Source organism: Microbispora sp. ATCC PTA-5024 (assembly GCF_000511135.2).
Classification (GTDB): Bacteria; Actinomycetota; Actinomycetes; order Streptosporangiales; family Streptosporangiaceae; genus Microbispora; species Microbispora corallina.
In genome coordinates this window covers 866,636-891,634 of the sequence record NZ_KI866524.1, presented here as the reverse complement: position 1 = coordinate 891,634, position 24,999 = coordinate 866,636, and the positions used below count along the sequence as shown (strand labels likewise).

The window sequence follows — 24,999 nt, the reverse complement described above, 5'->3', positions numbered from 1 at the left end:
CGGGTCGCGGTCGCGGCGATGGCGGCCGCCGCGGGCCTGTCGGTCCCCGGGCAGCTGGCCACGCGGGGCCCGGACGGCCGCCAGGACGACCCGCGTCCGGTGATCGCGCTGCTGGGAGCCCAGGCGCGGCCGGGTGACGCCGTGCTGTTCGTGCCGGCGAAGGTGCGCAAGTACGAGGTGGTCTACCCCGGCGTCTTCGGGCGGCTCGACGACGTCGCCCTGGTCCGGTCGCCGCGCCGCGACGGGACGTTCGGCGGCCGGGACGCCGGCTCCCGCGCGCTGGCGGCGCGCCTGGCGGGCGTCCGCACACTGTGGGTGGTCGGCCACACGGGGAAGGCGGCGAGCCCGAACCGGCGGCTCGACCTGGTCCGCCGGACGTTCGTCCCCGGCGGCAGGTGGACGTCGAAGGGCATGTTCGTGGCGCGCTTCGACGCCGCCGGGCCTCAGGTCAGCTCGAACGGCGACGGGGTCGGGAAGTAGGCCTCCAGGAACCGCGCCAGCAGGGCGTCCTGCTCGGGGGTCGTGGGGGCGGTGTCGTTCAGGCAGAACACGTCGTGGCGGCGCGCGGCCAGCATCCGGCGCAGCTTGCCGGGCGTCTTGCGCAGCGACAGGTCGACATAGGTGTACTCGACCGAGCCGGGGACGGCCCGCCCGCTGAGGTAGCCGTAGTAGTGCGCGAGCGACGACACCGCGGAGATGTCCGACGAGGTGCGGAACGCGCTGCGGGAGGTCGCGTCGAACTCGGCCGCGAACCGCTGCTCCAGCTCGTACATCAGCGAGCGGCGCAGCGCGTACGGCACGTGCTTGAGCTTCTGGGTGAGCGTGCGGCCGCTGAGGTCCTCCAGCATGCGGCGGTTGTTCATCCCGGCCGCGTGGACGGGCGAGTCCTCCAGCTCGGGGGCGCCGAACGGCACGTGGACCGTGCTGGGGAAGAACCGGGTGATGCCGTTGCCCTCGAAGAACGTCCGCGGCAGCAGCGGACGGCCCAGGAAGAAGTCGTCGTTCAGGTAGAGGAAGTGCTCCGACAGTCCCTCGATGTGGTGCAACTGTGTCTCGATGGCGTGCGAGTTGAACACCGGCAGCACCGAGGGGTCGCGGAAGATCTCCTTGTGGTGCACCACGGTCACCATCGGGTGGGTGGTGTCGAGCCACCGGGGGGTCTGGCCGTCGGTGACGATCCACACCCGGTTGATCCACGGCGCGTACATCGTGAGCGAGCGCAGCGAGAACCGCAGCTCGTCGCGGCTGGTGAAGCGGGCCTCGGTGGTGGCCAGCTCGCTCAGCCGCAGGTCGGGCCGGCTGGAACGGAGGGCGCGGTCGCGGCGGGCCCGCCACGCCGGGTCGTCGCCGTCGACCCACGTGTAGACGGCGTCGATCGGGAAGGCGATGTCGTCGACGAGCCGCCGGGTGAACTCGGGCCGCGTCGGGTAGGCCCGCATCCGCTGCGCCGGCGTCACGAGCGGGTTGAACAGCTCCTCGCCGCCGTCGACCACCTCGCCGTCCACCGGGACGGCGTCGCAGGCGTGGTTGGGCCGGGGCGCGATGAGCAGGTCGCCCTCACGCGACCAGAACTCCAGGTCGCAGCCGTGCTCGGGGCCGAGAGTGAGGGTCCGGGAGGGGCTGGCGAAGAACATCGCGAGCCGGACCACGCGGGCGTCCTCCAGCATGGCCGCGGCGCGCCGCAGCGGGCGCATCCTGCCGGCCTCGGCCCGCCGCGCCCCCTGCCTGCCGTACGGCTGGCGGCCCGCGACCAGCGGGTGACCGCCGCGGGCCAGCGCCGCGATCGCCCGGGTCCGCTCGTCCTCCGGGACGGCGACGGCGGGCGGGCGGCCCGGCAGCGGACGGACGCAGAAGTACGGCACCGAGGCGCCCGACAGCAGCGCGCAGACGAGGTCGAGCGTCTCGCGCTGGGCCTGGAGCGGGCTCGCGTCCTCGCGGATGAGCGCGGAGCGAGGTGTGGTCTCCCACGACGGCAGCCGCCCCTGCAGCCGCCGGTACAACGTGACAACCGGCATGTTCCCCCCTTGGAACACGCACTGTAACGGATCCGCTACTCGGTTGACGGACGATTTACCTAGGTGGGGAAAAGGTCAAGAAGTGGCAACGAGATGCCCTGCCTGTTACCGAAGAGCGCGTCATCGGCTACCGACTGTAGTCATTCTTACCTTCATGGGGGGCTTCACGCTGGACGACATTCTCGCGACGCGCAAATCGAGGGACTCGTGGTGGACCGTCTTCATGGTCGACCCGCTCGCCTGCCGGCTCGCGCTGCTGGTGGCGAACCACACCTCGATGACGCCGAACGGCCTCACCCGGCTGTCCATGGCCATCGGCCTCGGCGCGGCGACGGCGTTCGCCTACGGGGCGCTCGCGCTGGGGGCCGTCCTGTTCTACCTGAGCTTCACGGTGGACTGCATGGACGGCAAGATCGCCCGGCTCAAGGGGACCGGGACGCCGTTCGGCCTCTGGCTCGACTACGTGGGCGACCGGATCCGGGTCGTGGCGTGCGCGTTCGGGATCGGGTTCGGTGAGTACGCCCGCTCGGGGGACACCGAGTACGCGCTGGCCGCCGTGGGCGTCGTCGTGCTCGACCTGTTCAGGTACATCAACGGGCCGCAGCTCAAGCGGGTCAAGGAGGCCACGCGTGAGCTCGCGCAGGCCCGGATGGCGGGCGACTGCGTGTTCATGGAGGACGTCCTGCGGGCCCGGCCCCGGACGGAGGCCGCCGGCGTCGAGGCCGGGGACGGCCGGACCGTGCTGGACCTGCAGAAGGCGTTCCACGCGCGGTTCCCCTGGTACGACCGGTTCCGGGTCTTCCTCGTCCGGCGTCGCGTCCGCACGCACGTGATGAGCGGGATCGAGTTCCACGCCGCGGTGTTCGTGGTGGCTCCGCTGCTCGGGGTGGGCGCGCTGGTGCCGGTGTCGGCCGGCGCGGGGGCGCTGCTCCTGGCGTTCGAGATGAGCCTCGTCTACCGCGTCTGGCTGGCGGCCCGCCAGATCCCGCGAAGCGCGCCGGAACGGGAGCGGATCCTTGCCTGACCCGCCGCCTCCGCCCCGCGGGGGTCCGCCCCGGGGCGGCGCCGCACCGCCGCTCCGGGCGACGGCCCGACCCGGTGGGGACCGGGGCGGCGCGTCGCACCGAGCGGAGGGGGTCCGGAGCCGCGCGGCGCGCTGACGCCGAGCCACGAGCGCCCGGCCGCCCGGGGGAGGGCGGCCGTCCGCAACGTCATGAATTCGTCACAGGGGGATTGATCATGCAGTCGGACAGGCCCATCTTCGTCGTCGGCTGCCCGCGTTCGGGCACGACCATGCTGCAGCTCATGCTGCACTCGCACCCGCGGATCGCCGTGCCGCCGGAGACCCGCTTCCTGGTCCCGGCGTACTTCTCGCGCCGGGGGTACGGCGACATGCGGCTGGCGGACAACCGCCGCACGCTCGCCACCTGGATCGCCGAGGGACGCAACACCAAGTTCCGCGAGCTGGGGATCGACGCGGAGGAGTACGTCCGGGCCGCCATGCTCGGCCCTGGCAGCTTCGGCTCGGTCATCGGCATGGTCTTCAAGTGCTACGCCGAGCGCTTCGGCAAGCCGCGCTGGGGCGACAAGCGGCCCAGCTACTACCGGCACGTCGAGATGCTCATGCGGCTGTTCCCGGACGCCCAGTTCGTCCACCTGGTCAGGGACGGGCGCGACTGCGTCGCCTCGCTCAAGGAGATGCCCTGGTACAAGCCGGACGCGCTGCACGCGATGGCCAACTGGGCCGAGGCGATCGACTTCGGCCGCCGCCACGCCCGCAAGCTCCCGGCCGACAGCTTCTACGAGCTGCGCTACGAGGACCTCACCGCCGACCCGGAGGGCGAGCTGCGCAAGCTCTGCGCCTTCATCGGGGAGGAGTACGACTCCGGGATGTGCGAGCCCCGCCACATCGCCGAGCTCGCCGTGCCCAAGCACAAGGTCTGGCACACCAACACGCACAGCGAGGTGACCACGGCCCATTCGGGCAAGTGGGCCACCCGGCTGGAGCCATGGGAGATCGCCGTCGCGGAGGAGGTCCTCGGGGAGCGGCTGGCCGCGTACGGCTACGAGCTGACCGGCGCGCCGAAGGCGGACCGCCAGCAGGTGGCCGCCTACAAGGTGGAGGCCGCCAAGCGCAAATCGGCCCGCCTGCGCAAGTACAACCGGGACCGGCTCACCCGCCTGCGCGAGCCCGGCCCGATCGCCGCCGTGCTGACCGAGGGTCAGCGCGTCCTCGCCGGGCTCCCGCAGCAGCGCACCCGCGAGCTGCTCCCCCGCTGACCGGCCCGCGCCCGCCCGCCGTCAGCGCGGAGCGCTCCGCACCGGCGGGTTGAACCGGGACGGGGCGACGAACGCCCACCGCGGCGCGCCGGTCCCGGTGACGTGGAGGACCCCGTCCACGTCGAACTCCACGAGCCGCTGGGCCCCGGGCACGTCCCGGGGGTCCCAGCCGACCCGCGCCCGCCCGGTCACGTGGAGCGCGTCGCCCGTCTCCCAGTCGAGGAACAGCAGGCCGGCGGCGGGGTTCAGCTCCAGGTTGCCGAGCGTCATGTACATCGAGTTGCCGACGTAGTCGGGCCAGACCAGCCGCCGCCCGCCGGTCGTCTCGACGAAGCCGGGGGCGCCGCCGCGGTGCGAGACGTCCGCGCCGAGGCCCTCGGCGAAGGTGGCCACGAAGAACGTGTCGGCGCCCTCCACCCAGGCCCGCTGCTTGTCCGTGAGGGCGTCGCCCGCCCGCGCCGTCCGCTCCGCGGGCTCGGGCGGGCCCGCGATCTCCCGCTGCTGCAGGTACTTCGGGCAGTTCGAGTAGACCTGCTCGGTCCGTACGAGCAGCCGTCCGCCGTCCCGCCGGGCCCGTCCGTTGACCCGCATCCGCCGCCGGGTCGCGGGGTCGATCGCCAGCAGGCCGATGTCGCGCTCGTCCTCGAACAGGCCGTCCAGCGGCTCGGCGGGGACCGCGTCGACGACCAGCTCGCGTGGTCCCGTCGCCCGCGCGAAGCCGGGCGCGCCGGTCAGCAGGCCGGCCCACGCCCGGCCCTCCCGGTCGGCGGCGCCGGCGACCAGCATCGGCTGGGCGGCGACGAAGTCGGCCGCGACGCCGGGGATGTCCGCGCGCACGCCCGCCGACCCGTGGTCGGCGAGCCTCACACCGGCCCGCGCCTGGACGGCGAGCTCTCCCGGATGCCGCATGGCGTCTCCCCTCGTACGGATCCGATCTAGAAGAAGCCGCAGGTGGGGGCGGCGGGCGTGGGAGCGGGCCGGTCGCCCGCGCCGTCCGGGGCGAAGATCTCCAGCCGGATGCCGTCCGGGTCCTCGAAGAACACGCCGCCCGAGGCCCTGCCCTCGCCGTGCGGCACGATCCCGTCGTGGTGGAGGGTGGCGCCGATCTCCCGGATGACGGCCTCGGCGCGACGCACGTCCTCGATGCCCGGCACCTGGAACGAGAGGTGGTGCAGGCCGGGCAGCCGGGTGGGGAAGGTCCCCTCGCTCTGCTGCCACAGGGTGAGCACCGGCTCGCCGTCCCGGCCCAGGAAGGCGTACCGGCGGCCCTCCTCGTCCGACTCCCGCACCACCTCGAAGCCGAAGACCCTGCGGTAGAAGTCCCGCGACCTGTCGAGGTCGGAGACGTTGAGACCCACGTGCCCGGTCCTGACGTCCATGATCACCCCTCCGATAGCGTTCTAACGGACACTTCCGTTAGTCAATAGGGACAGACTAACGCCAGAAATGGGATGCGTCCATTAGAAAGGGTGGTCAGCCGGTCTTGTGCTGCCGGTAGTGGCGGGCGGCGCGGGCGCGGTTCCCGCAGGCCACCGAGCACCACTCCTGGCGTGGGTGCTCCTTGACGAAATACAGCACGCAGCGCGGCGCCGGGCATGCGCGGATCTGCTCGCGCCGCGGGCCGGCCAGCAGGTCGATCGCCGCCGCCGCCAGCGCGGCCCGGATCCTGGCCGACTCCTCCGCGGGGCCGGCGGGAACGGGCCGGGCGGCGGGCTCGCCGTTCGGGGGCCACTCCAGTCGCGGCGCGACGGGGACGGCCGCGGCCGTCGCGTTCACCAGGGCGAGCGAGGGCTCGAAGGCCGGCAGCCGGGCCGCGTCCGCGGCGCTCGCCGGCCCGGGGGAGACGGCCCGCGCGAACAGCGCGCGGATCGCCTGCCGCAGCGCGACGACCTCCTCCCGCATCCGCGGGGTGACCGTGAAAGCGTCCGGGTCGACGCCCAGGTCGCCGGCGTGGGCGAGGATCCAGGCGGTCAGGCCCTCGGCGTCCTCCAAGCTGTCGGTCACGCCGGTCCGCCGCGCGCGGATCGTGCTCACGAACTCCAGGGCCAGCGTGGGGGGCATGCCGTCATTCTAATGCGAGCATCCGTGAGAGGGCGGTGTTGTTCAGCGCCGGATGGCCTTGGCCAGGATCGCGACGAACGCCGCGAAGCCGAGCCCGCCGACGAGCACCGGCGCCATGATCACGGGGTCGGGGATCGGACCGGTCAGGTAGCGGACGCCGATGCCGATGAACAGCAGCCCGCACAGCAGGGCCATCCAGTCGGTGCGGTGCACGCGCCGGGGACGCTCGGGGGTCCGGTCAGGCCGCACGGCGCACCTCCACGTCTCCGATGCCCGCCTTGACGTTGAGCTCGATGGTGGGCGCGTCGGCCGTTCCGGTCGTCTCGGGCTCCATGACCCGGTCGAACCGTACGTCGGTGCCGTCCTCCACCTTGTGGTCGATCTTCACCTCGCCCAGCCGCGTGTAGCCGTGGACCTCGACCCGGGCGGACGCCGGGACGATCACGGTGAGCTGGCCGATCGAGACCGAGGCGTTGAACGTCACCCGGGTGCCGGGCGTGAGGACCACGTCGCTCAGGTCGAGCCGGCCCTCGCCCATTCCCAGGCTGAAGTCCTTGCCCGCCTGGGCCGTGCTGACCGGGTGCCAGACGAAGCTGCCGATCTTCTTGGGAATCCCGTTCACCGTCGACCCCCCGATGAGGACGAGAGACACGATGGCGCCGGCGGCGACGAGGGCCGCCCCCCGGCCGAACCACGTCGCGACGAGCAGCCCCACCCCGATCGTGACGAGGACGGCACCGCCGATCACCGGGAGGCCGACGCTCGTCGCGCCGGTCCGCTGCAGGGTGACCATGATCCCTCCGACGATCAGGGCGAGGACGAAGGTGAGAGAGCCGACGAACGACCGGGGACGCCTGACCTTGGGCGGCTTCGGCGGGGGAGCCGGCGTGAAGACCGGCGGAGCCGGGAACGTCGCGCTCGGCCGAGGCTCCCGCATGGTGTAGGGGCCGTGGGGGGCGAAGGGCTCGCCCGCGGCGAACCCCTGGGTGCCGGCCCGCTGGGTGCCGGCCCGCGCCTCCCGGGCGAGGTCCGACAGCCGCCGGTATCCGCCGCTTTCCGGCGCTTCTCCGGCCGGTCCTCCGGGCGCCCCTCCGGGTGCTTCTCCGGGTGCTTCTCCGGGCGCCGAGGGCCCGCCGGGCGCGGTCGCCGTCGCGGCCTCCGCACCGGTCGGCACGCCGTACGGCGCGGTCCCGGGGGAGTACGGCGGCTGGGCGAAGGTGGCGGTCGGGTCGGCGTCGCGCATGCCCCGCATCCGGGCGGCCCGTCCCGGCATCGACCGGGCCATGGTGAGCAGGTCGACCCCGCGGGCGTGGGCGGCGAGCAGCACGACGGCCAGCAGCGTGCCGACCACGATCGTGCCCTTGTTGATGCCGCCCAGGACGTTGATGATCAGCCCGAAGGCGAAGACCGCCGCCATCAGCGCGAGCACGGTCTCGGCGTCGAACATGCGGCCGGTCCACTGCTCCAGGTATCCCGGGCCCCCGCCGGGCTGGCGCATCAGCAGGAACGCGGCGACGTACAGCAGGAAGCCGATGCCCGAGGCGAGGACCAGCACCGCGAAGCCCACCCGGAACAGGACGGGGTCCATCCCCGTGTACCTGCCGAGCCCGGCGCACACCCCGGTCAGCATCCGGCCGGTCCCGCTGCGGGCGAGGATCCGTTCGGGCTGCGGGGCAGCGGGGTCGGGGGCAGGAGTGGGCGGTGCCTCGGTCATGCCCCCATCCTGGCCGTCGCGGGCTCCCACCTGCCATCCGGGGAACCCCTGACTCGTCCCCGACCCCTCAGGGACGCCGTCAGGGCATGCCCTGATGCGCTCTTGGGCGTGACGTGTGACGATGCTTTCCGAGATGTCTGAGATGCCTAACGCTCCCGAGGCGTACCCCCGGCTGGTGAGACCCGTCTCGGGCCGCGTCGTCGCGGGGGTCGCCCAGGGCGCCGCCGCCCAGCTCCGCCTCGACCCCGTCGTGCTGCGGCTGGCCTTCGTGCTGCTCACGGCGGTCGACGGGCTGGGCTTCGTGGCCTACGCCGCGCTGTGGATGTTCACCCCGAAGGAAGAGGCCAAGGGCCGCGAGCCGGGCCGCGAATGGGGCCAGCTCGCCGGGTACGGCGTCCTGTGGCTGGCGCTGGCCGCGTTCGGGTGGATGACGGGCGCGGGCAGCGGCGGGTTCGGCGCCTGGCCGATCGCCGTCGGCGGCATCGGCGCGCTGATCCTGTGGCAGCAGGCCGACCCCGGCCGGCGGCAGCGGTGGATGAGCGGCGCGGTCAAGCAGGTGAGCACGACCTGGGTGCGCACGGGCATCGGCGCCCTGCTGGTCGCCGTCGGCGCGATCGGCTTCCTCGCAGCGAGCGGCGAGCTCGCCAAAGCCAGGACCGGGCTCGTCTTCACCGCCGTCGTCGTCGGCGGCATGCTGATGATCGCCGCGCCGTGGCTGGCGTCCCTCGTGAAGGAGCTCCAGCGGGAGCGCACCGAGCGCATCCGCCAGGAGGAGCGGGCGGAGGTCGCCGCCCACGTCCACGACTCGGTGCTCCACACGCTGACGCTGATCCAGCGCAACGCCCACGACTCCCGCGAGGTGACGCGGCTCGCCCGTTCCCAGGAGCGGGAGCTGCGCAACTGGCTCTACCAGCCCAAGCAGGACGCCGACGCCACCCTGGCGGCCGCCGTGCGGAGGGTCGCCGCCGAGGAGGAGGACGCCCACGGGGTCCCGATCGAGATCGTCTGCGTCGGCGACTGCGAGCTGGACGAAGGGCTGGCGGCCTTGCTCCACGCGGCCCGGCAGGCGATGGTGAACGCGGCGAAATACAGTGGGGCCCCGGTGATCTCCGTGTACGCGGAGGTGGAGTCCGACGAGGTGACGGTGTTCGTCCGGGACCGCGGCAAGGGCTTCGTGCTCGACGACATCCCGGAGGACCGCATGGGCATCCGCCAGTCGATCATCGGCAGGATGGAGCGCAACGGGGGCTCCGCCCGGGTCAGGACCGAGCCCGGTGACGGTACCGAGGTCATGCTGACCATGAAGAGGAACTCGTGATCCCCGGGTCGCGGGTGGTGAGGGAGTCATGAAGACCGTACGTGTGCTCATCGTCGACGACCACCGGCTGTTCCGGTCCGGCGTCCGCGCCGAGCTGGGCCCGTCCATCCAGGTGATCGGCGAGGCCGAGGACGTGGAGTCGGCGGTCGCGGCGATCGCCGAGCTCCAGCCCGACGTGGTGCTGCTGGACGTGCACATGCCCGGAGGCGGCGGCCAGGAGGTGCTGCGGCGCGTCCTCGGTTCGGGCTCCCCGGTCCGCTTCCTCGCCTTGTCGGTCTCCGACGCCGCCGAGGACGTCATCGGCGTGATCCGCGGGGGCGCCCGCGGGTACGTCACCAAGACGATCAACGGCACCGAGCTGACGGACGCCATCACCCGGGTGTCGGAGGGCGACGCCGTTTTCTCGCCCCGGCTGGCCGGGTTCGTGCTCGACGCGTTCGCCTCGACCGAGGCGCCGCCCATCGACCCCGAGCTCGACTCGCTCACCCAGCGGGAGCGCGAGGTCCTGCGGCTGATCGCCCGCGGGTACGCGTACAAGGAGATCGCCAAGGAGCTGTTCATCTCGGTCAAGACGGTCGAGACGCACGTGTCCAGCGTCCTGCGCAAGCTCCAGCTGTCCAACCGGCACGAGCTGTCCCGCTGGGCCACCGCGCGACGCCTGGTGTGATAAGCGTGGACATGCGACCCTTCGTGCATGGGCCGTGACGTACCCGCGATCGCCTTCACGCGCGAGGACCGCCGGCGCTACCGCGACAAGGTCCGGCGCTCGCTCGACGTGCTGGCCCAGATGCTGCGCGAGTCGCGCTTCGAGGTCGAACGGCCCCAGGTGGGCCTGGAGATCGAGCTGAATCTCGTCGACTCCCGGGGCGAGCCGGCGATGAAGAACGCCGAGGTGCTCGCCGCCATCGCCGAGCCCGACTGGGCGACCGAGCTCGGCCAGTTCAACGTCGAGATCAACATCCCGCCGCAGGGCCTGTCCGGCGACTCCTTCGCACGGCTGGAGGAGTCGGTGCGGCGCCGCCTCAACCGGGCGCGGGAGCGGGCCGAGCGGGTGGGCGGGCACCTGATGCTGGTCGGGATCCTGCCGACGCTGCGCGAGCCGGACGTGAGCGAGGGGACGCTGTCGGCCAACCCCCGCTACAAGCTGCTGAACGAGCAGATCTTCGCCGCCCGCGGCGAGGACCTGCACATCGTGATCGAGGGCGTCGACCGGCTCGACACATACGCCGACAGCATCACGCCCGAGGCCGCCTGCACGAGCGTGCAGCTCCACCTCCAGGTCGCCCCCTCGGCGTTCGCCGACCACTGGAACGCGGCGCAGGCCATCGCGGGCCCGCAGGTCGCGGTGGCGGCCAACTCGCCGTACCTGTTCGGCAGGCAGCTGTGGCGCGAGACCCGGATCAGCCTGTTCGAGCAGGCCACCGACACCCGACCGGAAGAGCTCAAGGCGCAGGGGGTGCGCCCGCGCGTCTGGTTCGGCGAGCGCTGGATCACGTCGGTCTTCGACCTGTTCGAGGAGAACGTCCGCTACTTCCCGGCGCTGCTGCCCATCTGCGAGGAGGAGGACCCGCGCGCGGTGCTCGACGCCGGCGGGATGCCGCTGCTCCACGAGCTCACCCTGCACAACGGCACGGTCTACCGCTGGAACCGGCCCGTCTACGCCGTGGTGGACGGCGTTCCGCACCTGCGCGTCGAGAACCGCGTGCTGCCCGCCGGGCCGACCGTGGCCGACATCGTCGCGAACGCGGCCTTCTACTACGGGCTCATGCGCGTGCTGCCGACGGCCGAGCGGCCGGTGTGGACCCGGATGTCGTTCGCCGCCGCGGAGGACAACCTGCGCAACGCGGCACGGTTCGGTCTCGACGCGCACCTCTACTGGCCGGGCCTGGGGGAGGCGCCGGCGAGCGAGGTGATTCTGCGGCGCCTGCTGCCCCTCGCGTACGAGGGCCTGGACCTGTGGGGGGTCGACCCGGCCGAGCGGGACCGGCTGCTCGGCGTCATCGAGCGGCGCTGCGTCACGGGACGGACCGGGTCCAGCTGGCAGGTGGACACGGCCCGCTCGCTGGGCGGCGACCACGAGGCACTGCGCCACATGACGCTCCGCTACGTCGAGCACATGCACACCAACGAGCCGGTGCACCTCTGGGACTGAGTCAGGCCCGGCGCGTGCACCTCTCGTCGCCCACGCCCTACTAAGGGTGGGATCGCCGCGACCGGGTCGGGATCTTAAACCCGTGATTTGGGTAGCTATGTGGAGGTGGCTCCCCGAAAGCTCCTCGTTCTCCTCCTCGTGACGACGCTGCTCGCGGCCTCCTGCGGACGGGTGGTCGAGTCCCCCTCCGCGCCCGCCCGCCGTACCCCCGTCTCTCCCTGCGACGAGCGGGGCGACACCTTCGCCGGCGACGTCAAGCTGGCCCGGTGCCTCACCGAGTGGTTCTGGGAGCAGCGCTTCCAGCAGGCGGGGGAGACGTACCGGCCGATAACCAGGTTCGTCGCGTACCACGGCGAGGACGGGCCCGACTGCGGCGACCAGAAGTCGGTCCCGGACAACGCCTTCTACTGCCCGTACGGCCACTTCGTCGCCTTCGACGCCACCTGGCTCCAACAGATGTACGACCGCATGGGCGACGGCTCGGTCTACGTGGTCATCCCCCATGAACTGGGCCACGCGGTCCAGGCGCAGCTCGGCACCCGGTTCCGGTACAACGCCGAGCGCGAGCTCCAGGCCGACTGCTACGCGGGCGCCACGCTGAGCGGGCTGATCCGCGCCGGGATGATCCAGGAGGAGTCGGGCGACGAGAGCGAGCTGCTCACGAACCTGGAGGCCGCCGGGGACCCCACGGACGCCTGGTGGGCCCCCGACGCGCACGGCACCCCGGAGGAGCGGCAGACGTCCTTCGCCCAGGGCTTCAACGAGGGGCCCTCGGCCTGTTGAGGCGGGCGTGACAGCATGGGCGCCGTGAACCGTGGGGGGAGGGAGCGGTGAGGCGCGCCGATCCGCTCGTCGTGTCCGCAGGTGTGCTCGCGGCGGCGAACGTGCTCAACAACCGCGTGGCCCGCCGGTGGGCGCCGCTCACGTCGGCCGCCGCGACCGCGGCGCTGCTCGCCGTAGCGCGCCGGGAGGGACTTGGCTGGGCGGAGCTGGGGTTCGGCCGTGCGCGGCGGGGCGCCGTCGTGGGCGGCGCGCTGGCCGCCGGCGTCGCCGCCGTGTACGCCGCCGGGGTGGCGCTGCCGCGGACCAGGCCGCTGTTCCACGACGAGCGCGCGCTCGGGCTGTCGCGCGCGCGGGTGCTGGAGGAGGCTCTGGTGCAGGTGCCGTTCGGCACCGTGCTGCTGGAGGAGGTCGGCTTCCGGGGCGTCCTGCCCGCCCTGTTCGGGCGGGTCCTGCCGGCGGGTGCGGCGGCGGCCGCGTCCGCCGGACTGTTCGGGCTCTGGCACGTGCTCCCGGCCCTCGACATGGCGCGGGCCAACCTCACCCTCGGACGCCTGGCCGCCGGCGAGAGCCCCGACCTGGAGCACGCGGCGTCCGCGGCCCCGGCGAAGGCGGGAGACGTCGGGACGGCCCGGCTGGTGGCGGGGACCGTGCTGTCCACCTCGGCCGCCGGGATGGCCTTCCACGAGCTGCGGCGGCGCAGCGGGCTGCTCGCGCCGTCGCTGCTGCACCTGGCGACCAACTCCCTCGGGTACGCGGCGGCCCGCCTGGCCGCGCGGATCGGCCCGGGCCGGACCGGTCAGGAGCCGGGCCCGGGGTCGGCCAGCCCGTGACGGTACGCGTACACGACGGCCTGGGCGCGGTCGCGCAGACCCGCCTTCGCGAACAGGTTGTTGATGTGCGTCTTCACGGTCGCCTCGCTGATGAACAGCCCCGCCGCGATCTCGCCGTTCGACAGGCCCCGGGCGATCAGCCGCAGGACCTCCGCCTCGCGCGGCGTCAGCCCGTCGGGCAGCCCGTTCACGGCCGGCCGCCGGCGCGGGGGCTCCCCGGGCGGTGACGGCGGCACTTCGGGCTCGGGGAGCGCCGTCACCGTGCGGAGAAGGCGCCCCTGGACTCCGGGGTCGAGCCGGGCGTCGCCGTTCATGACCGCGCGCACGGCCCTGGCGATCTCCTCGGCGTCGGCGTCCTTGGTGAGGAAGCCGCGGGCCCCGGCCCGCAGGGCGGCGAAGACCGACTCGTCGTCGGAGTAGGTGGTGAGGACGACCACCTGTGTGTCGGGGTGCTCGGCGCGGATCCGGCGGGTGGCCTCGACGCCGTCCATCCGCGGCATGCGCAGGTCCATCAGCACCACGTCCGGACGGCTCTCGGCGACCAGGCGCACCGCGGCCTCCCCGTCCGCCGCCGAGCCGACCACCTCGATGTCCGGCAGCAGCCCCAGCAGCAGCACCAGGCCGTCCCTGACCACCGCCTGGTCGTCGGCGACCAGCACCCGGGCCGCCGTCATGCCGGCGCCGGGACCCGGAGCCGCACCCGGAACCCCCGTCCGTCCGGCCCGGCCTCCAGCGTCCCGCCGAGAAGCTCGGCCCGCTCGCGCATGCCCACGAGCCCGTATCCTCCTCCGGGTGTGCCGGGCGCCGTCCCGGCGGGGTTGGCGACCTCGAGTTCGCAGCCGCCGTCGTCGAACGCGAGCCGTACGGCGGCGGGAGCGCCGGGGGCGTGGCGGCGGACGTTGGTGACGGCCTCCTGCGCGGTCCGGATCACGGCCAGGGCGGTCTCGGGGGGCAGGCGGCGTTCGGTGCCGCTCACCGCGACCGCGCAGTCCTGCCCGGTGGCGGCGTGGAACTCCTCGGCCAGCGCCTTGAGCGCCTCCGAGAGCGGGGGCACGTCGTCCCGCAGCGCGGCCACGGCGCGGCGGGCCTCCTCCAGGCCGCTCTTGGCGAGGTCCCGGGCCCGGTCGACGCGGTCGAGCGCCTCCTGCGCCCGGTCGGCCCGCAGCAGCAGCCGCGCGCCTTCGAGATGCACGATCTGCGCCGACAGCGAATGGGCGAGGATGTCGTGGATCTCGCGGGCGATCCGGGCGCGCTCGGCCAGCACCTCCTCGCGCGCCGCCACCGCCCTGGTCTCCCTGCGCTGCCGTACGGAATAGCCGATCAGGTACACCACGCACGTGCTGAGGGTCAGGCTGAGGTCCCGGGTCATGCGGCCGGTCGCCGTGGTCTGCAGGAGCAGCGCCACGAGGGCGAAGCCCACGACCGGCAGCGAATGCCGCAGGGGGTTGCGCACCGCGGCCGTGCCCACCAGGTAGAGCAGCGCCGCGATCGCGGGCTCCGACACCGACATCCACAGCAGCGCGATCACCGCCGCGATCGACGCGTAGGAGAGCAGGAGCCTCACGGGGACGCCGAGGAGGGCCGGACCGGGCACGTCGCCGCGCAGGCTCGGCAGGGCGACGGCCGCCGTGGCCGCCGCCACCGTCAGCGCGAGACAGGTGACGGCGAGACCTCTGCCCGAGAGGCCGAAGCCGGGCGGGGTCCCGGCCTGGGCCAGGACGAACAGGGCGGCGAGCCCCAGCCGCAGCACGCTCGGGCCGTCCGGATGCCGCCGCGCGGGACGGGGCGCGCCGCCGAGTGGGGCCGTCGTCACGTCACGACGCTACCGCCGCCGCGTCCCCGGGTCGTACGGACGGGGCGGGCAGCGATCGGCCGCGCCAGGCGACGGCGAGCGCCTGCACCGCGATCGTCACCCCGACGAAGACGAGGATCGAGTTCGTCGTGGAGGCCACGCCGAGGACCCGCCCGGCGGCGAACAGGGCGACGCGGGCGGCGAGCGAGGCGGCCCAGGCGGCCAGCGTCCATGCCGTGCCGCGCGACCAGGCGACGCCCGTCTGGTCGCGCCAGACGCGTACGGTCAGGGCCCGCACGACCCCGAACACCACGGCGGAGACGAGCTCGGCCACGACCAGGAGCAGGCTGAGGGCCAGGTGACGGCTGTCGACGAGGCCGCCGCCGGCCACGCCGGACACGACCAGGGCGGCGGCGACGTAGAGGATGCCCCGCCTCTCCGTGGGCCGCGTCATCGTCTGGCGGTAGATCACGAAGACGGCGGCGGCGACGGCCGGCACGAGGATGTTTGCGTCCATGCGCTCGAAGGTAGGCGCGCCCGTCGTCCCGGGGATCGGAGCCGGGGTGGAGCCCGCGGTCTCCACCCCAGGGTGGAGACGGGGCGCCGAGCGCTCGCCGGCTCCTCCGGGGCCGGCCGAAGCCGCCCCGCCGACTCTTCCGGGGCAAGCCGAGGCGGCCCCCGTGCGGCTCGGGGCCGGCCGAAGCGGCCCCCGTGCGCTTCAGGGCCGGCCGAAGCGCCCCCGGGCGGCGAGCTCGATCGTGACCACGACCGCCGCCGACTCCGCGGCCAGCAGGGCGACGAGGACGGCGAGCTGCACGGCTCCGGCGTGGACGGGATCGGAGCCGGCCAGCATCATCCCGACGAACGCGCCGGGCAGCGTGACCAGGCCGACCGTCCGGGTCTGGTCGAGCGCGGGCACGAGCGCCCGCGCGGCCGCCGGGCGGCAGATCTCGAGCGCGGCGTCCCGCGGCGGGAACCCCAGGGCGAGGGCCGCCTCGACCTCCCCCCGCCGCTGGTGGAGCTCGTCCAGCGCCCGCCGCCCGGCCAGGGACGTGGCCGTGAGGCAGCCGCCGAGCAGGATGCCGGTCACGGGGATCAGGGCGATCCCGCGCAGCGGGAGCGCGCCCGTCGCCGTCATCAGCAGCAGCACCGGCGCCGTGCCCGCCGCGACCGGCAGGGCGGCCCACAGGGCGGCCCGTCCCCGGGTGATCCGGCGCCCGGCGGTGGCGCTCGCCACGCCGTACATGACCAGCAGGAACAGCGCGACCGCGGGGAGGAGCCGGATCGCGCAGCCGATGACCAGGGAGACCAGCGCGAGCTGGACGGCGGCCCGCAGCACCGCGGTCACGATCGCGGGCCCGTGACCGGTCCGGCCGAGCGCGGCGACGGCGGCCCCGGCCAGCGCGAGCAGCACCACCACGACGCCGAGCAGCGGGGTGACCGGAAACAGCGTGTTCACGCCCCCGATCCTGCCCCGCCCGCCGTCGCGCTCCCACCGGTCCTGCCGCTCCGGCGTCGCGCTGTCACCGGCTCCGCCCCCGGCGTCCGCCGGTGGCGTGTCAGGCGGTGACGACGGACTGGAAGGCCTCGGCGTAGGAGCCCTCGGGGAGGCCGGCGGCGGCCGCGTGGCCGGTGAGCCAGCCCTTGATCATGCCGTCCAGGTCCTCGATGTGGGACGTCTGGCTGCGGTGGGCGCGCAGGGCGGCGATCTTGCGGTCGACCGTGGCGGTGACGTCGACGTACCGGTCCGGGGTCGGGGTGCCGAGGAGCCACACCTCGCGGACGGTCCAGGCCTCCAGGCCCTCGTCGGCGAGCAGCTCGGGGAACGCGTACGGGTTGCGGGCGTCGGGGTAGACCGCGTCCAGGGTCGCGGCGCCCACGGCCCGGTGGTCGGGGTGGCTCGGCCCGATGCGGGCGTAGTTCCGTTCGGGCGTGGAGGTCACCACGAGGTCGGGCCGCACCTGGCGGATGACGCGCGCGATGTCGCGCCGCAGGCCGAGGGTCGGCTCCACCGTGCCGTCGCCGTACCCCAGGAAGCGCAGGTCGTGCACGCCGACGCACTTGGCGGCGGCCGTCTGCTCGGCCCGGCGCAGCTCCGCCATGCCGCCGTTGTCGAGCTCGCGGTCGAAGCCGCCGGCGTCGCCGTCGGTGACGATGCAGTAGACGACCTCCGCGCCGGCGTCGGTCAGCTTCGCCACGGTCCCCGCGCCGCCGAAGTCGATGTCGTCGGGGTGCGCCGCCACCACCAGGACCCTCGTGATCTCATCCTCGTCCAGCATGGGCAGCCCCCTCCTCAGTTGTTCGGCACATCACCTTAAACGGGACTTGCCGGGCGGGAGGGCACCGGATGTCGGTGGGCGGCAATACCCTTAGGACGTGTCCACCCGAGCCGTGACCCACCCCTTGCTCGACGGCCTCAACCCGCAGCAGCGCGACGCCGTCACCCACCAGGGCAGCCCCCTGCTGATCGTCGCGGGGGCCGGCTCCGGAAAGACGCGCGTGCTCACCCATCGCATCGCCTACCTGCTGGCCGAGCGCGGGGTGCAGCCGGGGGAGATCCTCGCGATCACCTTCACCAACAAGGCGGCGCGCGAGATGAAGGAGCGGGTCGACAAGCTGATCGGGCCGCGCTCCAAGGCCATGTGGGTGATGACGTTCCACAGCGCCTGCGTGCGCATCCTGCGCCGGGAGGCCAAGCGGCTCGGCTTCACCTCCAGCTTCTCGATCTACGACCAGGCCGACTCGCAGCGGCTCATGGCGATGGTCTGCCGCGAGCTCGAACTCGACCCGAAGCGCTACCCGCCGCGGTCGTTCTCCGCCCAGGTCAGCAACCTGAAGAACGAGCTGGTCGACTACGAGACGGCCGCCGACCGCGCGCAGACCCACCTGGAGCGCACGCTCGCCGAGGCGTACCGCACCTACCAGCGGCGGCTGACCGAGGCCGGCGCGATGGACTTCGATGACCTGATCATGCTGACGGTCACGTTGTTCCAGCTGTTCCCCGAGGTGGCCGAGCACTACCGGCGGCGGTTCCGGCACGTGATGGTCGACGAGTACCAGGACACCAACCACGCGCAGTACATGCTGATCCGCGAGCTGGTCGGGCGGCCGGAGGTGCGCACCGCGGACGGCGACGTCGTGCGCGAGGGGGTCGAGCCCGCCGAGCTGGTGGTGGTCGGCGACGCCGACCAGTCGATCTACGCCTTCCGCGGGGCGACGATCCGCAACATCCTGGAGTTCGAGCGCGACTACCCCGACGCGCGCACCATCCTCCTGGAGCAGAACTACCGCTCCACGCAGACCATCCTCAACGCGGCCAACGCCGTGATCTCCCGCAACGAGGGCCGCAAGCCGAAGAACCTCTGGTCCGACCAGGGCGCCGGGACCAAGATCGTCGGGTACGTCGCGGACAACGAGCATGACGAGGCCATGTTCGTCGCCCAGGAGGTCGACCGGCTCACCGACGACCACGGGGTCACCCCCGGCGACGTCGCCGTCTTCTACCGCACCAACGCCGCCTCCCGGGTGTTCGAGGAGATCTTCATCCGCACCGGCCTGCCGTACAAGGTCGTGGGCGGGGTGCGGTTCTACGAGCGCAAGGAGGTCAAGGACCTGCTCGCCTACCTGCGGGTCCTGGCCAACCCGACCGACACGGTCTCGCTGCGGCGCATCCTCAACGTGCCCAAGCGCGGCATCGGCGACCGGGCCGAGGCGATGGTCGAGGCGTTCGCGAGCAGGGAGCGGATCAGCTTCTGGGAGGGCCTGCAGCGGGCCGAGGAGGCGCCCGGCCTGGCCACCCGCTCGCTCAACGCCATCAGGGACTTCGTCGCCCTCCTGCAGGACCTGCGCGCCAAGGAGCTCCCGCTGTCCGACCTCGCCGAGGAGGTGCTGAACGGCACGGGCTACCGGACGGAGCTGGAGACCTCGGGCGACCCGCAGGACGAGAGCCGCCTGGAGAACCTCAACGAGCTGATCTCGGTGGCCGCCGAGTTCGAGGAGGCCAACCCGGACGGCACGCTCGTCGACTTCCTGGAGCAGGTCTCACTCGTCGCCGACGCCGACCAGATCCCCGAGGGCGACGACCGGGGCGGGGTCGTGACGCTGATGACCCTGCACACGGCCAAGGGCCTGGAGTTCCCGGTGGTGTTCCTCACCGGCATGGAGGACGGCGTCTTCCCCCACATGCGCTCGCTGAGCGACCCCAAGGAGCTGGAAGAGGAGCGGCGGCTGGCCTACGTGGGCATCACGCGCGCGAAGGAGCGGCTCTACCTGTCCCGGTCCGCCGTACGGTCGTCGTGGGGGGCGCCCTCGTTCAACCCGGCCTCGCGGTTCCTGTCCGAGGTGCCGGGCGACCTGCTCGACTGGCGCGGCGACCCGGCCAAGAACGCCTGGTCGGCCGCGACGACCCGGCAGACCCGCACGGCTCCCGCCCCGAAGACGGGCGGCCGGCAGATCCCCGCGCTGTCGCCGGGCGACCGGGTCTCGCACGACACGTTCGGCCTCGGCACGGTCGTCAGCGTGGACGGCGTGGCCGAGAAGTCGCGGGCGAAGATCGACTTCGGCAGCGAGGGAGAGAAGACCCTGCTCCTCGCCTACGCCCCCATCGACAAGCTCTGAGAGCCGCTCCGTGAGGGGCTGATCGGCCGGCGGGCGCTCCGCCAGGCCGTCCCGGGGCGTCGCCGGGACGGCCCGGGACGGCCCGGAGGGGGTGGGGTCAGCCGAGGGGGAACCTGCTCATGGACAGCCCGTCGCCGAGGTCGAGGTCGGCCATGCCCGCCACGTCGTCCGCCGCCGGGGGCTTGATGGAGACCCGGCCGCCCCAGCCGGTGAAACGGGTGTCCGTCGTGACCGCTCCCGCGCCCAGGCCGACGGCCGTGCCGGGGTAGCTGCTGACGATCCGGGTGACCAGGCCCTTCGCGGTGACGTACAGCTTCCAGGTCACCTGGCTCTTCGCCTTGGCGCCGGTCGGCTTCTTGCCGACCTGGGTGCTGCGGAACCACTTCGACACCTTCCACAGCTGCGCGAAGGTGACGCGGCCCGAGTAGACGCCCGAGCCTTTCTTCGCCGTGGAGAGCAGCGTCTTCAGCGTCGCCGGCTCCGTCACGCCCACGAGCTGGCCGAACATGCTGGACATGCCGGCCGGCGGGCCGGAGGGGTACTTCAGCCAGGTCTTCCCATCAGGGAGGAAGGAGCCGAAGATCCCGCCCTTGATGTAGGACGTGGTGCCGATCCTGATCGTCTGCTCGGGCCTGAAGACGCCCTGGAGCTCCTCCGGGAGCTCCTTGATCTCGCTGGCCTTGACGTTGAACGTGCTCGTGATGGTCGAGGCCGCCACGCCGCCCGTGCCGAACTGGAACTTGCCGGCCCGGCGGATCAGGATGTCGGTTTTGCCGCGTTCCGTGCTGAGGATCTTCTCGGTGAACGCCACGCCGTGCCCGGTCCTGAACTGCTTCTGCAGTACGGCGGCCGGGTCGGCGGTGCGAGCCTGCGCAGAGGCGCTCGTCGCCGCGACCGGCGCCAGGAGCGCGGCCGTGGCGAGGCAGGCCAATGCCAGGAAAGGTCGCTTCAAGGGGGGTTCCTCCCGTAAGTGGCTCTCGCAGGTCAAGAGCGACCCGGGCATTTTCCCGACGCGTGATCACGCCGGAGTCACGAAAATCTACATTCGGTGTCGGCAGGGATCGGTCACCGGACGATTCCCCTCGACGGCCGGGACGGACGCGCCGCGCCGGTGGGCGGCCACCCGGCTGGTGGCCGGTCACCGCATCAGGTAAGGATGTGGGACGGGCACCATCTGGGAGGTCTGCATGGAAGGCAGGATTCGGGTCGTCGTCGCGAAGCCGGGGCTCGACGGGCACGACCGCGGGGTCAAGGTCGTGGCGAGGGCGCTGCGCGACGCCGGCATGGAGGTGATCTACACGGGACTGCACCAGACGCCCGAGCAGATCGTGCAGACCGCGATCCAGGAGGACGCGGCGGCCATCGGGTTGTCGATTCTCTCCGGGGCCCACATGACGCTGTTCGCCCGGGTGCTGGAGGTGCTGCGCGAGCAGGGCGCCGAGGACGTGATCGTGTTCGGCGGCGGCATCATCCCGGACGCCGACATCCCGGAGCTCGAGAAGATGGGCGTGGCGAAGATCTTCACGCCCGGCGCCACCACTCAGGAGATCGTCGAGTGGGTGCGTGCGGCGGTGCCCGCCACGGTTTAGGGCATTTTGCCCAACCTTGCCGTAATTCCCGTGCCGTTGGCAAGGCATGACCAGGACCCGATGACCGGGTCAGGCCCCGGCGGGGGCTAGGCTTCATGCGCGGAACCGCCGGGCGGGACGACGGCGCCCGGCCTCGACATCTAAAGGGACGGACCCTCGTGGACCTGTTCGAACATCAGGCGAAGGAGCTCTTCGCGGAGTACGGCATCCCGGTGCCGCGCGGAATCGTCGCGCACACCGCGGAGGAGGCGCGGGCGGCTGCCGAGCAGCTGACGGGCCGGGTTGTCGTCAAGGCCCAAGTCAAGACTGGCGGCCGGGGCAAGGCCGGCGGCGTGAAGGTGGCCGACGACGCCGCCGACGCGTACGAGAAGGCACGCACGATCCTCGGCATGGACATCAAGGGCCACACGGTCCACAAGGTCCTGATCGAGGAGGCCAGCCAGATCGCGGAGGAGTACTACTTCTCCTTCCTCCTCGACCGCGCCAACCGGACCTTCCTCGCCATCTGCTCGGCGTCCGGCGGCATGGACATCGAAGAGGTCGCGCACACCGCTCCGGAGAAGGTCGCCAAGATCCCGGTCAGCCCGATCACGGGCGTCGACCGCGCCAGGGCCCGCGAGATCGCGCAGGCCGGCGGCCTGCCGCAGCAGGCGCTCGACGGCGCCGCGGAGCTCATCGAGAAGCTCTGGGCCGTGTTCGTCGACGAGGACGCCTCGCTGGTCGAGGTCAACCCGATGATCCTGTCGGCCGACGGCCAGGTGAAGGCCCTCGACGGCAAGGTCACCCTCGACGAGAACGCGAACTTCCGCCAGGCCGAGCACCAGGCCTACGTCGACAAGGCCGCCGAGGACCCGCTCGAGGCGAAAGCCAAGGAGAAGCACCTCAACTACGTCAAGCTGGACGGCACGGTCGGCATCATCGGCAACGGCGCCGGCCTGGTCATGTCCACCCTGGACGTCGTGGCGTACGCGGGCGAGGTTTTCCCGGGCCAGCCGCGGCCGGCGAACTTCCTCGACATCGGCGGCGGCGCGTCGGCCGAGGTCATGGCGAACGGCCTGGAGATCATCCTGTCCGACCCGTCGGTCAAGTCGGTCTTCGTGAACGTCTTCGGCGGCATCACCGCCTGCGACGCGGTCGCCAACGGCATCGTCTCCGCGTTCAACCTGCTCAAGAGCCGGGGCGAGGACGTGACCCACCCGCTGGTCGTCCGCCTGGACGGCAACAACGCCGCCCTGGGGCGGCAGATCCTCGCCGACGCGGGCCTCCCGCGCGTCGAGCTTGTGGACACCATGGACGAAGCGGCCAAGCGCGCCGCCGAGCTCGCAGCGGTAGGTGCGTAATGGCCATCTGGCTCACCGAGAACAGCAAGATCATCGTTCAGGGCATGACCGGCGCGGAGGGCACCAAGCACACCCGCCGCATGCTCGCGGCCGGCGCGAAGGTCGTCGGCGGCGTGAACGCCCGCAAGGCCGGCACCGTGCACGAGGGCCTGCCCGTCTTCGGAACGGTCGCCGAGGCGATCGAGAAGACCGGCGCCGACGTGTCGGTCGTGTTCGTGCCCCCGGCGTTCACCAAGGACGCGGTGCGGGAGGCCATCGACGCCGAGATCCCGCTCTGCGTGGTCATCACCGAGGGCGTCCCGGTGCACGACACCACCGAGTTCTGGGCGTACGCCGTCTCCAAGGGCAACACGACCCGCATCATCGGTCCCAACTGCCCCGGCATCGCCTCGCCCGGCGCGTCGAACGCCGGCATCATCCCGGCGGACATCACCACGCCCGGCCGCATCGGCCTGGTGTCCAAGTCGGGCACGCTGACCTACCAGCTCATGTACGAGCTGCGTGACCACGGCTTCTCCACGGCCGTGGGCATCGGCGGCGACCCGGTCATCGGCACCACCCACATCGACGCCCTCCAGGCGTTCCAGGAGGACCCGGACACCGACGCCATCGTCATGATCGGCGAGATCGGCGGCGACGCCGAGGAGCGGGCCGCGGCCTTCATCGACGAGCACGTGACCAAGCCCGTCGTCGCGTACGTGGCCGGCTTCACCGCGCCCGAGGGCAAGACCATGGGTCACGCCGGCGCGATCGTCTCCGGTTCCGCCGGCACCGCTCAGGCGAAGAAGGAGGCCCTGGAGAAGGTCGGCGTCCGCGTCGGCCGGACCCCCAGCGAGACCGCCCGCCTCATGCGGGAGATCATGCAGTCGCGCTGACCCGCCAGGGCACCACGTCGTTCGCGACCCCGCACCCGATGCCCGGGTGCGGGGGCGCGGCCGTTTCCAACCACGGCGTGGCGCCACGGAAGGAGCGGCTGCGGCTGGGAGGATGGGGTAGCGTGACGGGTCTTCTCGATCAGCTCCGGACCGCCCCCCGTGCCGTCCTCAGCCGCCTCCCCCTCGGCGACGAGGAGGAGACCCGCCGTCCGCTCCCCGTCTCCGGCATGCTGGCCGCCGTCGCCACCCTCGGCGTCGGCCTCGCCGTCCTCACCACGCTCACGCTCGTGGGCTGGATCGCCGCGCCGCGCACCCCGCTGGGGGAGGGGCTCGCCGGTGTCTTCCGTACGGCGTGCCAGCTGTGGCTCGCCGCCCACCACGCGGGCTTCGCCATCCCCGGCGGCCGGGTCGGCCTGCTGCCCCTCGGGCTGATGGTGCTGCCCGGCACGCTGCTCTACCGGGCCGGTCTGTGGATGGCCCGCGACGCCGACCTGCGCGTGCGCATGCCCGCCCGGCTCCCCAAGGGCACCCCGCGGGACGTGGAGAACGCCCGCCGCCGCGCCCAGCTCGTGCTGGTCGCCCAGGCCGGGATCTCGCTGGCCGCGCCGTACGCGCTGCTGGCGGGGGTGATCGCGCTCGTCGCGCGCAACGAGGTCACCCAGCCGTTCATCGGCGAGGCCCTGGCCAGCCACCTAATTCTGGCGTTCGTCGCCGGCTCGGTGGCCACGGCGCGGACGATCGGGCCCTGGCGGTCGATGCTGCGCCTGCTCCCGGAGCGTCCCCGGTCGGTCGTCGTGGGGACGGCGGCGGCCCTGTCGCTGCTGCTCGTGGCCGGCGCGGTGCTCGTCGTCGTCGCCGTCGTGCTGAACTTCGGGGAGATCCAGGAGCTGTCCGGCATGCTCAGCCCCGGGCTGGTCGGGGGACTGCTGCTCCTGCTCGTGGAGTGCCTCTACCTCTGCAACGCCGTGGTCTGGGGGATGGCCTACATCTCGGGGCCGGGGTTCGCCGTCGGCACCGGGACGCTGGTGGCGCCCACGGGCGTCAAGCTGAGCGCGGTCCCCACACTGCCGCTGCTGGGCGCGCTCCCGGCACCCGGGCCCTCGCCCACGTGGGTCATGGCGGTGATCGCCGTGCCGTTCGCCGCGGGGGCGGTGGCGGGCGTGCTGGTGGCGAGGATCGCGCCGACGCCGACGATCGAGGCGGCGCCGCTGTGGGGGTTCGTCTGCGGGCTGTGCTCGGGCGCCGCGGCGGGGGTGCTGGCGGCGCTGTCGGGCGGGCCGCTCGGCGGCGCCCGGCTGTCGGCGGTCGGCCCGTCGCCGTGGGAGGTCGCCCTCTCGGTGGCGCTGGAGGTCGGCGTGGCCGCCGGCATCTCGGCCGGGATCGCCAACTGGTGGCTGATCTCCCGCCGCCCCGCGGCCGCGCCCGAGCCGGTCAAGAAGGCGGGCGCGGCGATCGCCAAGGCGGCCGGGCGGGTCCGGCCGCCCAAGGGCCGGGTCCTGCCCGGGCACTGGCTCGACGCCACCGAGGCCGACACCCAGCCCATCCCGGTCGTGCGGGACGACTGGACCGACGAGCACGCCGCCGCCGCGGCGGAGACGTTCGAGCCGGGAGCCGCCGCGACGGGCGCCGCGAC

The 24,999-nt window shown here is 73.0% G+C and carries 25 protein-coding genes; 13 read left to right on the top strand and 12 right to left on the bottom strand.

What is annotated here, in order from left to right; translation table 11 throughout:
• Positions 1-480: hypothetical protein (locus tag MPTA5024_RS42555; RefSeq protein ID WP_036328391.1), on the top strand; the 480-nt coding region annotated here is incomplete at its 5' end.
• Here MPTA5024_RS42555 and MPTA5024_RS24600 read toward each other — a convergent pair.
• Positions 444-2,015, bottom strand: coding sequence for a stealth family protein (locus MPTA5024_RS24600; protein ID WP_157099691.1), 1,572 nt, complete (start codon positions 2,013-2,015; stop codon positions 444-446). The genes MPTA5024_RS42555 and MPTA5024_RS24600 overlap by 37 nt on opposite strands.
• A gap of 154 nt (positions 2,016-2,169) precedes the next feature.
• Between MPTA5024_RS24600 and MPTA5024_RS24595 the strand changes: the two genes are divergently transcribed.
• Together MPTA5024_RS24595 and MPTA5024_RS24590 are read left to right on the top strand one after the other, a co-directional pair.
• Complete coding sequence (locus MPTA5024_RS24595; protein ID WP_036328388.1) at positions 2,170-3,039, top strand: CDP-alcohol phosphatidyltransferase family protein; 870 nt, start codon at positions 2,170-2,172, stop codon at positions 3,037-3,039.
• A 215-nt stretch (positions 3,040-3,254) separates the two neighbouring features.
• The gene (locus MPTA5024_RS24590; RefSeq protein WP_036328385.1) at positions 3,255-4,295 is read left to right on the top strand and encodes a sulfotransferase family protein; all 1,041 of its coding nucleotides are present in this window, start codon (positions 3,255-3,257) and stop codon (positions 4,293-4,295) included.
• A 21-nt stretch (positions 4,296-4,316) separates the two neighbouring features.
• On the opposite strand, the gene MPTA5024_RS24585 is transcribed toward MPTA5024_RS24590, so the two are convergent.
• From MPTA5024_RS24585 to MPTA5024_RS24565, 5 genes are all read right to left on the bottom strand, one after another.
• The gene (locus MPTA5024_RS24585) at positions 4,317-5,204 is read right to left on the bottom strand and encodes a pyridoxamine 5'-phosphate oxidase family protein (RefSeq protein WP_036328382.1); all 888 of its coding nucleotides are present in this window, start codon (positions 5,202-5,204) and stop codon (positions 4,317-4,319) included.
• Positions 5,205-5,230: 26 nt separating this feature from the next.
• Positions 5,231-5,674 (bottom strand): VOC family protein, encoded by a 444-nt coding sequence (locus tag MPTA5024_RS24580; protein ID WP_036329378.1) that lies wholly within the window; start codon positions 5,672-5,674, stop codon positions 5,231-5,233.
• A 94-nt stretch (positions 5,675-5,768) separates the two neighbouring features.
• Positions 5,769-6,356: a CGNR zinc finger domain-containing protein gene (locus tag MPTA5024_RS24575; RefSeq protein ID WP_036328378.1), complete on the bottom strand. Its 588-nt coding sequence runs from the start codon at positions 6,354-6,356 to the stop codon at positions 5,769-5,771.
• Positions 6,357-6,398: 42 nt separating this feature from the next.
• Positions 6,399-6,605: a hypothetical protein gene (locus tag MPTA5024_RS24570; RefSeq protein ID WP_036328376.1), complete on the bottom strand. Its 207-nt coding sequence runs from the start codon at positions 6,603-6,605 to the stop codon at positions 6,399-6,401.
• Entirely contained in the window at positions 6,595-8,070 is a 1,476-nt protein-coding gene (locus MPTA5024_RS24565; protein ID WP_036328374.1) for a PspC domain-containing protein, read from the bottom strand. The genes MPTA5024_RS24570 and MPTA5024_RS24565 overlap by 11 nt, the downstream gene beginning before the upstream one ends.
• A gap of 142 nt (positions 8,071-8,212) precedes the next feature.
• On the opposite strand from MPTA5024_RS24565, the gene MPTA5024_RS24560 reads away from it, so the two are divergent.
• The 5 genes from MPTA5024_RS24560 (at position 8,213) to MPTA5024_RS24540 (ending at position 13,153) form a co-directional block, all read left to right on the top strand.
• Positions 8,213-9,388, top strand: coding sequence for an ATP-binding protein (locus MPTA5024_RS24560; RefSeq protein ID WP_036329375.1), 1,176 nt, complete (start codon positions 8,213-8,215; stop codon positions 9,386-9,388).
• 28 nt (positions 9,389-9,416) lie between these two features.
• Positions 9,417-10,055, top strand: coding sequence for a response regulator (locus tag MPTA5024_RS24555; RefSeq protein ID WP_036328372.1), 639 nt, complete (start codon positions 9,417-9,419; stop codon positions 10,053-10,055).
• Between the two features lie 27 nt (positions 10,056-10,082).
• Positions 10,083-11,540, top strand: a complete 1,458-nt coding sequence (locus tag MPTA5024_RS24550; protein WP_036328370.1) for a glutamate-cysteine ligase family protein — start codon at positions 10,083-10,085, stop codon at positions 11,538-11,540.
• A 105-nt stretch (positions 11,541-11,645) separates the two neighbouring features.
• Positions 11,646-12,323, top strand: coding sequence for a neutral zinc metallopeptidase (locus MPTA5024_RS24545; RefSeq protein ID WP_036329372.1), 678 nt, complete (start codon positions 11,646-11,648; stop codon positions 12,321-12,323).
• A 47-nt stretch (positions 12,324-12,370) separates the two neighbouring features.
• Positions 12,371-13,153, top strand: a complete 783-nt coding sequence (locus MPTA5024_RS24540) for a CPBP family glutamic-type intramembrane protease (RefSeq protein ID WP_051458604.1) — start codon at positions 12,371-12,373, stop codon at positions 13,151-13,153.
• On the opposite strand, the gene MPTA5024_RS24535 is transcribed toward MPTA5024_RS24540, so the two are convergent.
• From MPTA5024_RS24535 to MPTA5024_RS24515, 5 genes are all read right to left on the bottom strand, one after another.
• Complete coding sequence (locus tag MPTA5024_RS24535) at positions 13,120-13,827, bottom strand: response regulator transcription factor (RefSeq protein ID WP_036328367.1); 708 nt, start codon at positions 13,825-13,827, stop codon at positions 13,120-13,122. The genes MPTA5024_RS24540 and MPTA5024_RS24535 overlap by 34 nt on opposite strands.
• The gene (locus MPTA5024_RS24530) at positions 13,824-14,966 is read right to left on the bottom strand and encodes a sensor histidine kinase (RefSeq protein ID WP_051458603.1); all 1,143 of its coding nucleotides are present in this window, start codon (positions 14,964-14,966) and stop codon (positions 13,824-13,826) included. The genes MPTA5024_RS24535 and MPTA5024_RS24530 overlap by 4 nt, the downstream gene beginning before the upstream one ends.
• Before the next feature lies 1 nt (position 14,967).
• Positions 14,968-15,462 (bottom strand): hypothetical protein, encoded by a 495-nt coding sequence (locus MPTA5024_RS24525; protein ID WP_051458602.1) that lies wholly within the window; start codon positions 15,460-15,462, stop codon positions 14,968-14,970.
• A 201-nt stretch (positions 15,463-15,663) separates the two neighbouring features.
• Complete coding sequence (locus tag MPTA5024_RS24520) at positions 15,664-16,404, bottom strand: ABC transporter permease (RefSeq protein WP_036328365.1); 741 nt, start codon at positions 16,402-16,404, stop codon at positions 15,664-15,666.
• A gap of 100 nt (positions 16,405-16,504) precedes the next feature.
• Positions 16,505-17,224, bottom strand: coding sequence for a PIG-L deacetylase family protein (locus MPTA5024_RS24515; protein ID WP_036328363.1), 720 nt, complete (start codon positions 17,222-17,224; stop codon positions 16,505-16,507).
• Positions 17,225-17,348: 124 nt separating this feature from the next.
• Between MPTA5024_RS24515 and pcrA the strand changes: the two genes are divergently transcribed.
• Entirely contained in the window at positions 17,349-19,562 is a 2,214-nt protein-coding gene (gene pcrA, locus MPTA5024_RS24510; protein ID WP_036328361.1) for a DNA helicase PcrA, read from the top strand.
• A gap of 97 nt (positions 19,563-19,659) precedes the next feature.
• On the opposite strand, the gene MPTA5024_RS24505 is transcribed toward pcrA, so the two are convergent.
• Positions 19,660-20,514, bottom strand: a complete 855-nt coding sequence (locus MPTA5024_RS24505) for a hypothetical protein (RefSeq protein WP_157099690.1) — start codon at positions 20,512-20,514, stop codon at positions 19,660-19,662.
• A 235-nt stretch (positions 20,515-20,749) separates the two neighbouring features.
• Between MPTA5024_RS24505 and MPTA5024_RS24500 the strand changes: the two genes are divergently transcribed.
• The 4 genes from MPTA5024_RS24500 to MPTA5024_RS24485 all read left to right on the top strand — a co-directional run.
• Positions 20,750-21,151 carry a cobalamin B12-binding domain-containing protein gene (locus MPTA5024_RS24500; protein ID WP_036328355.1) on the top strand — a complete coding sequence of 134 codons (402 nt, stop codon included), beginning with the start codon at positions 20,750-20,752 and terminating at the stop codon, positions 21,149-21,151.
• 158 nt (positions 21,152-21,309) lie between these two features.
• On the top strand, positions 21,310-22,491 hold the full coding sequence (sucC, locus tag MPTA5024_RS24495; RefSeq protein WP_036328353.1) for an ADP-forming succinate--CoA ligase subunit beta: 1,182 nt from the start codon (positions 21,310-21,312) through the stop codon (positions 22,489-22,491).
• Positions 22,491-23,366, top strand: coding sequence for a succinate--CoA ligase subunit alpha (gene sucD / locus MPTA5024_RS24490; RefSeq protein WP_036328350.1), 876 nt, complete (start codon positions 22,491-22,493; stop codon positions 23,364-23,366). Before sucC ends, sucD begins: the two co-directional genes overlap by 1 nt.
• Before the next feature lie 122 nt (positions 23,367-23,488).
• The coding region (locus tag MPTA5024_RS24485) for a cell division protein PerM (protein ID WP_198167352.1) at positions 23,489-24,999 on the top strand (1,511 nt) is incomplete at its 3' end.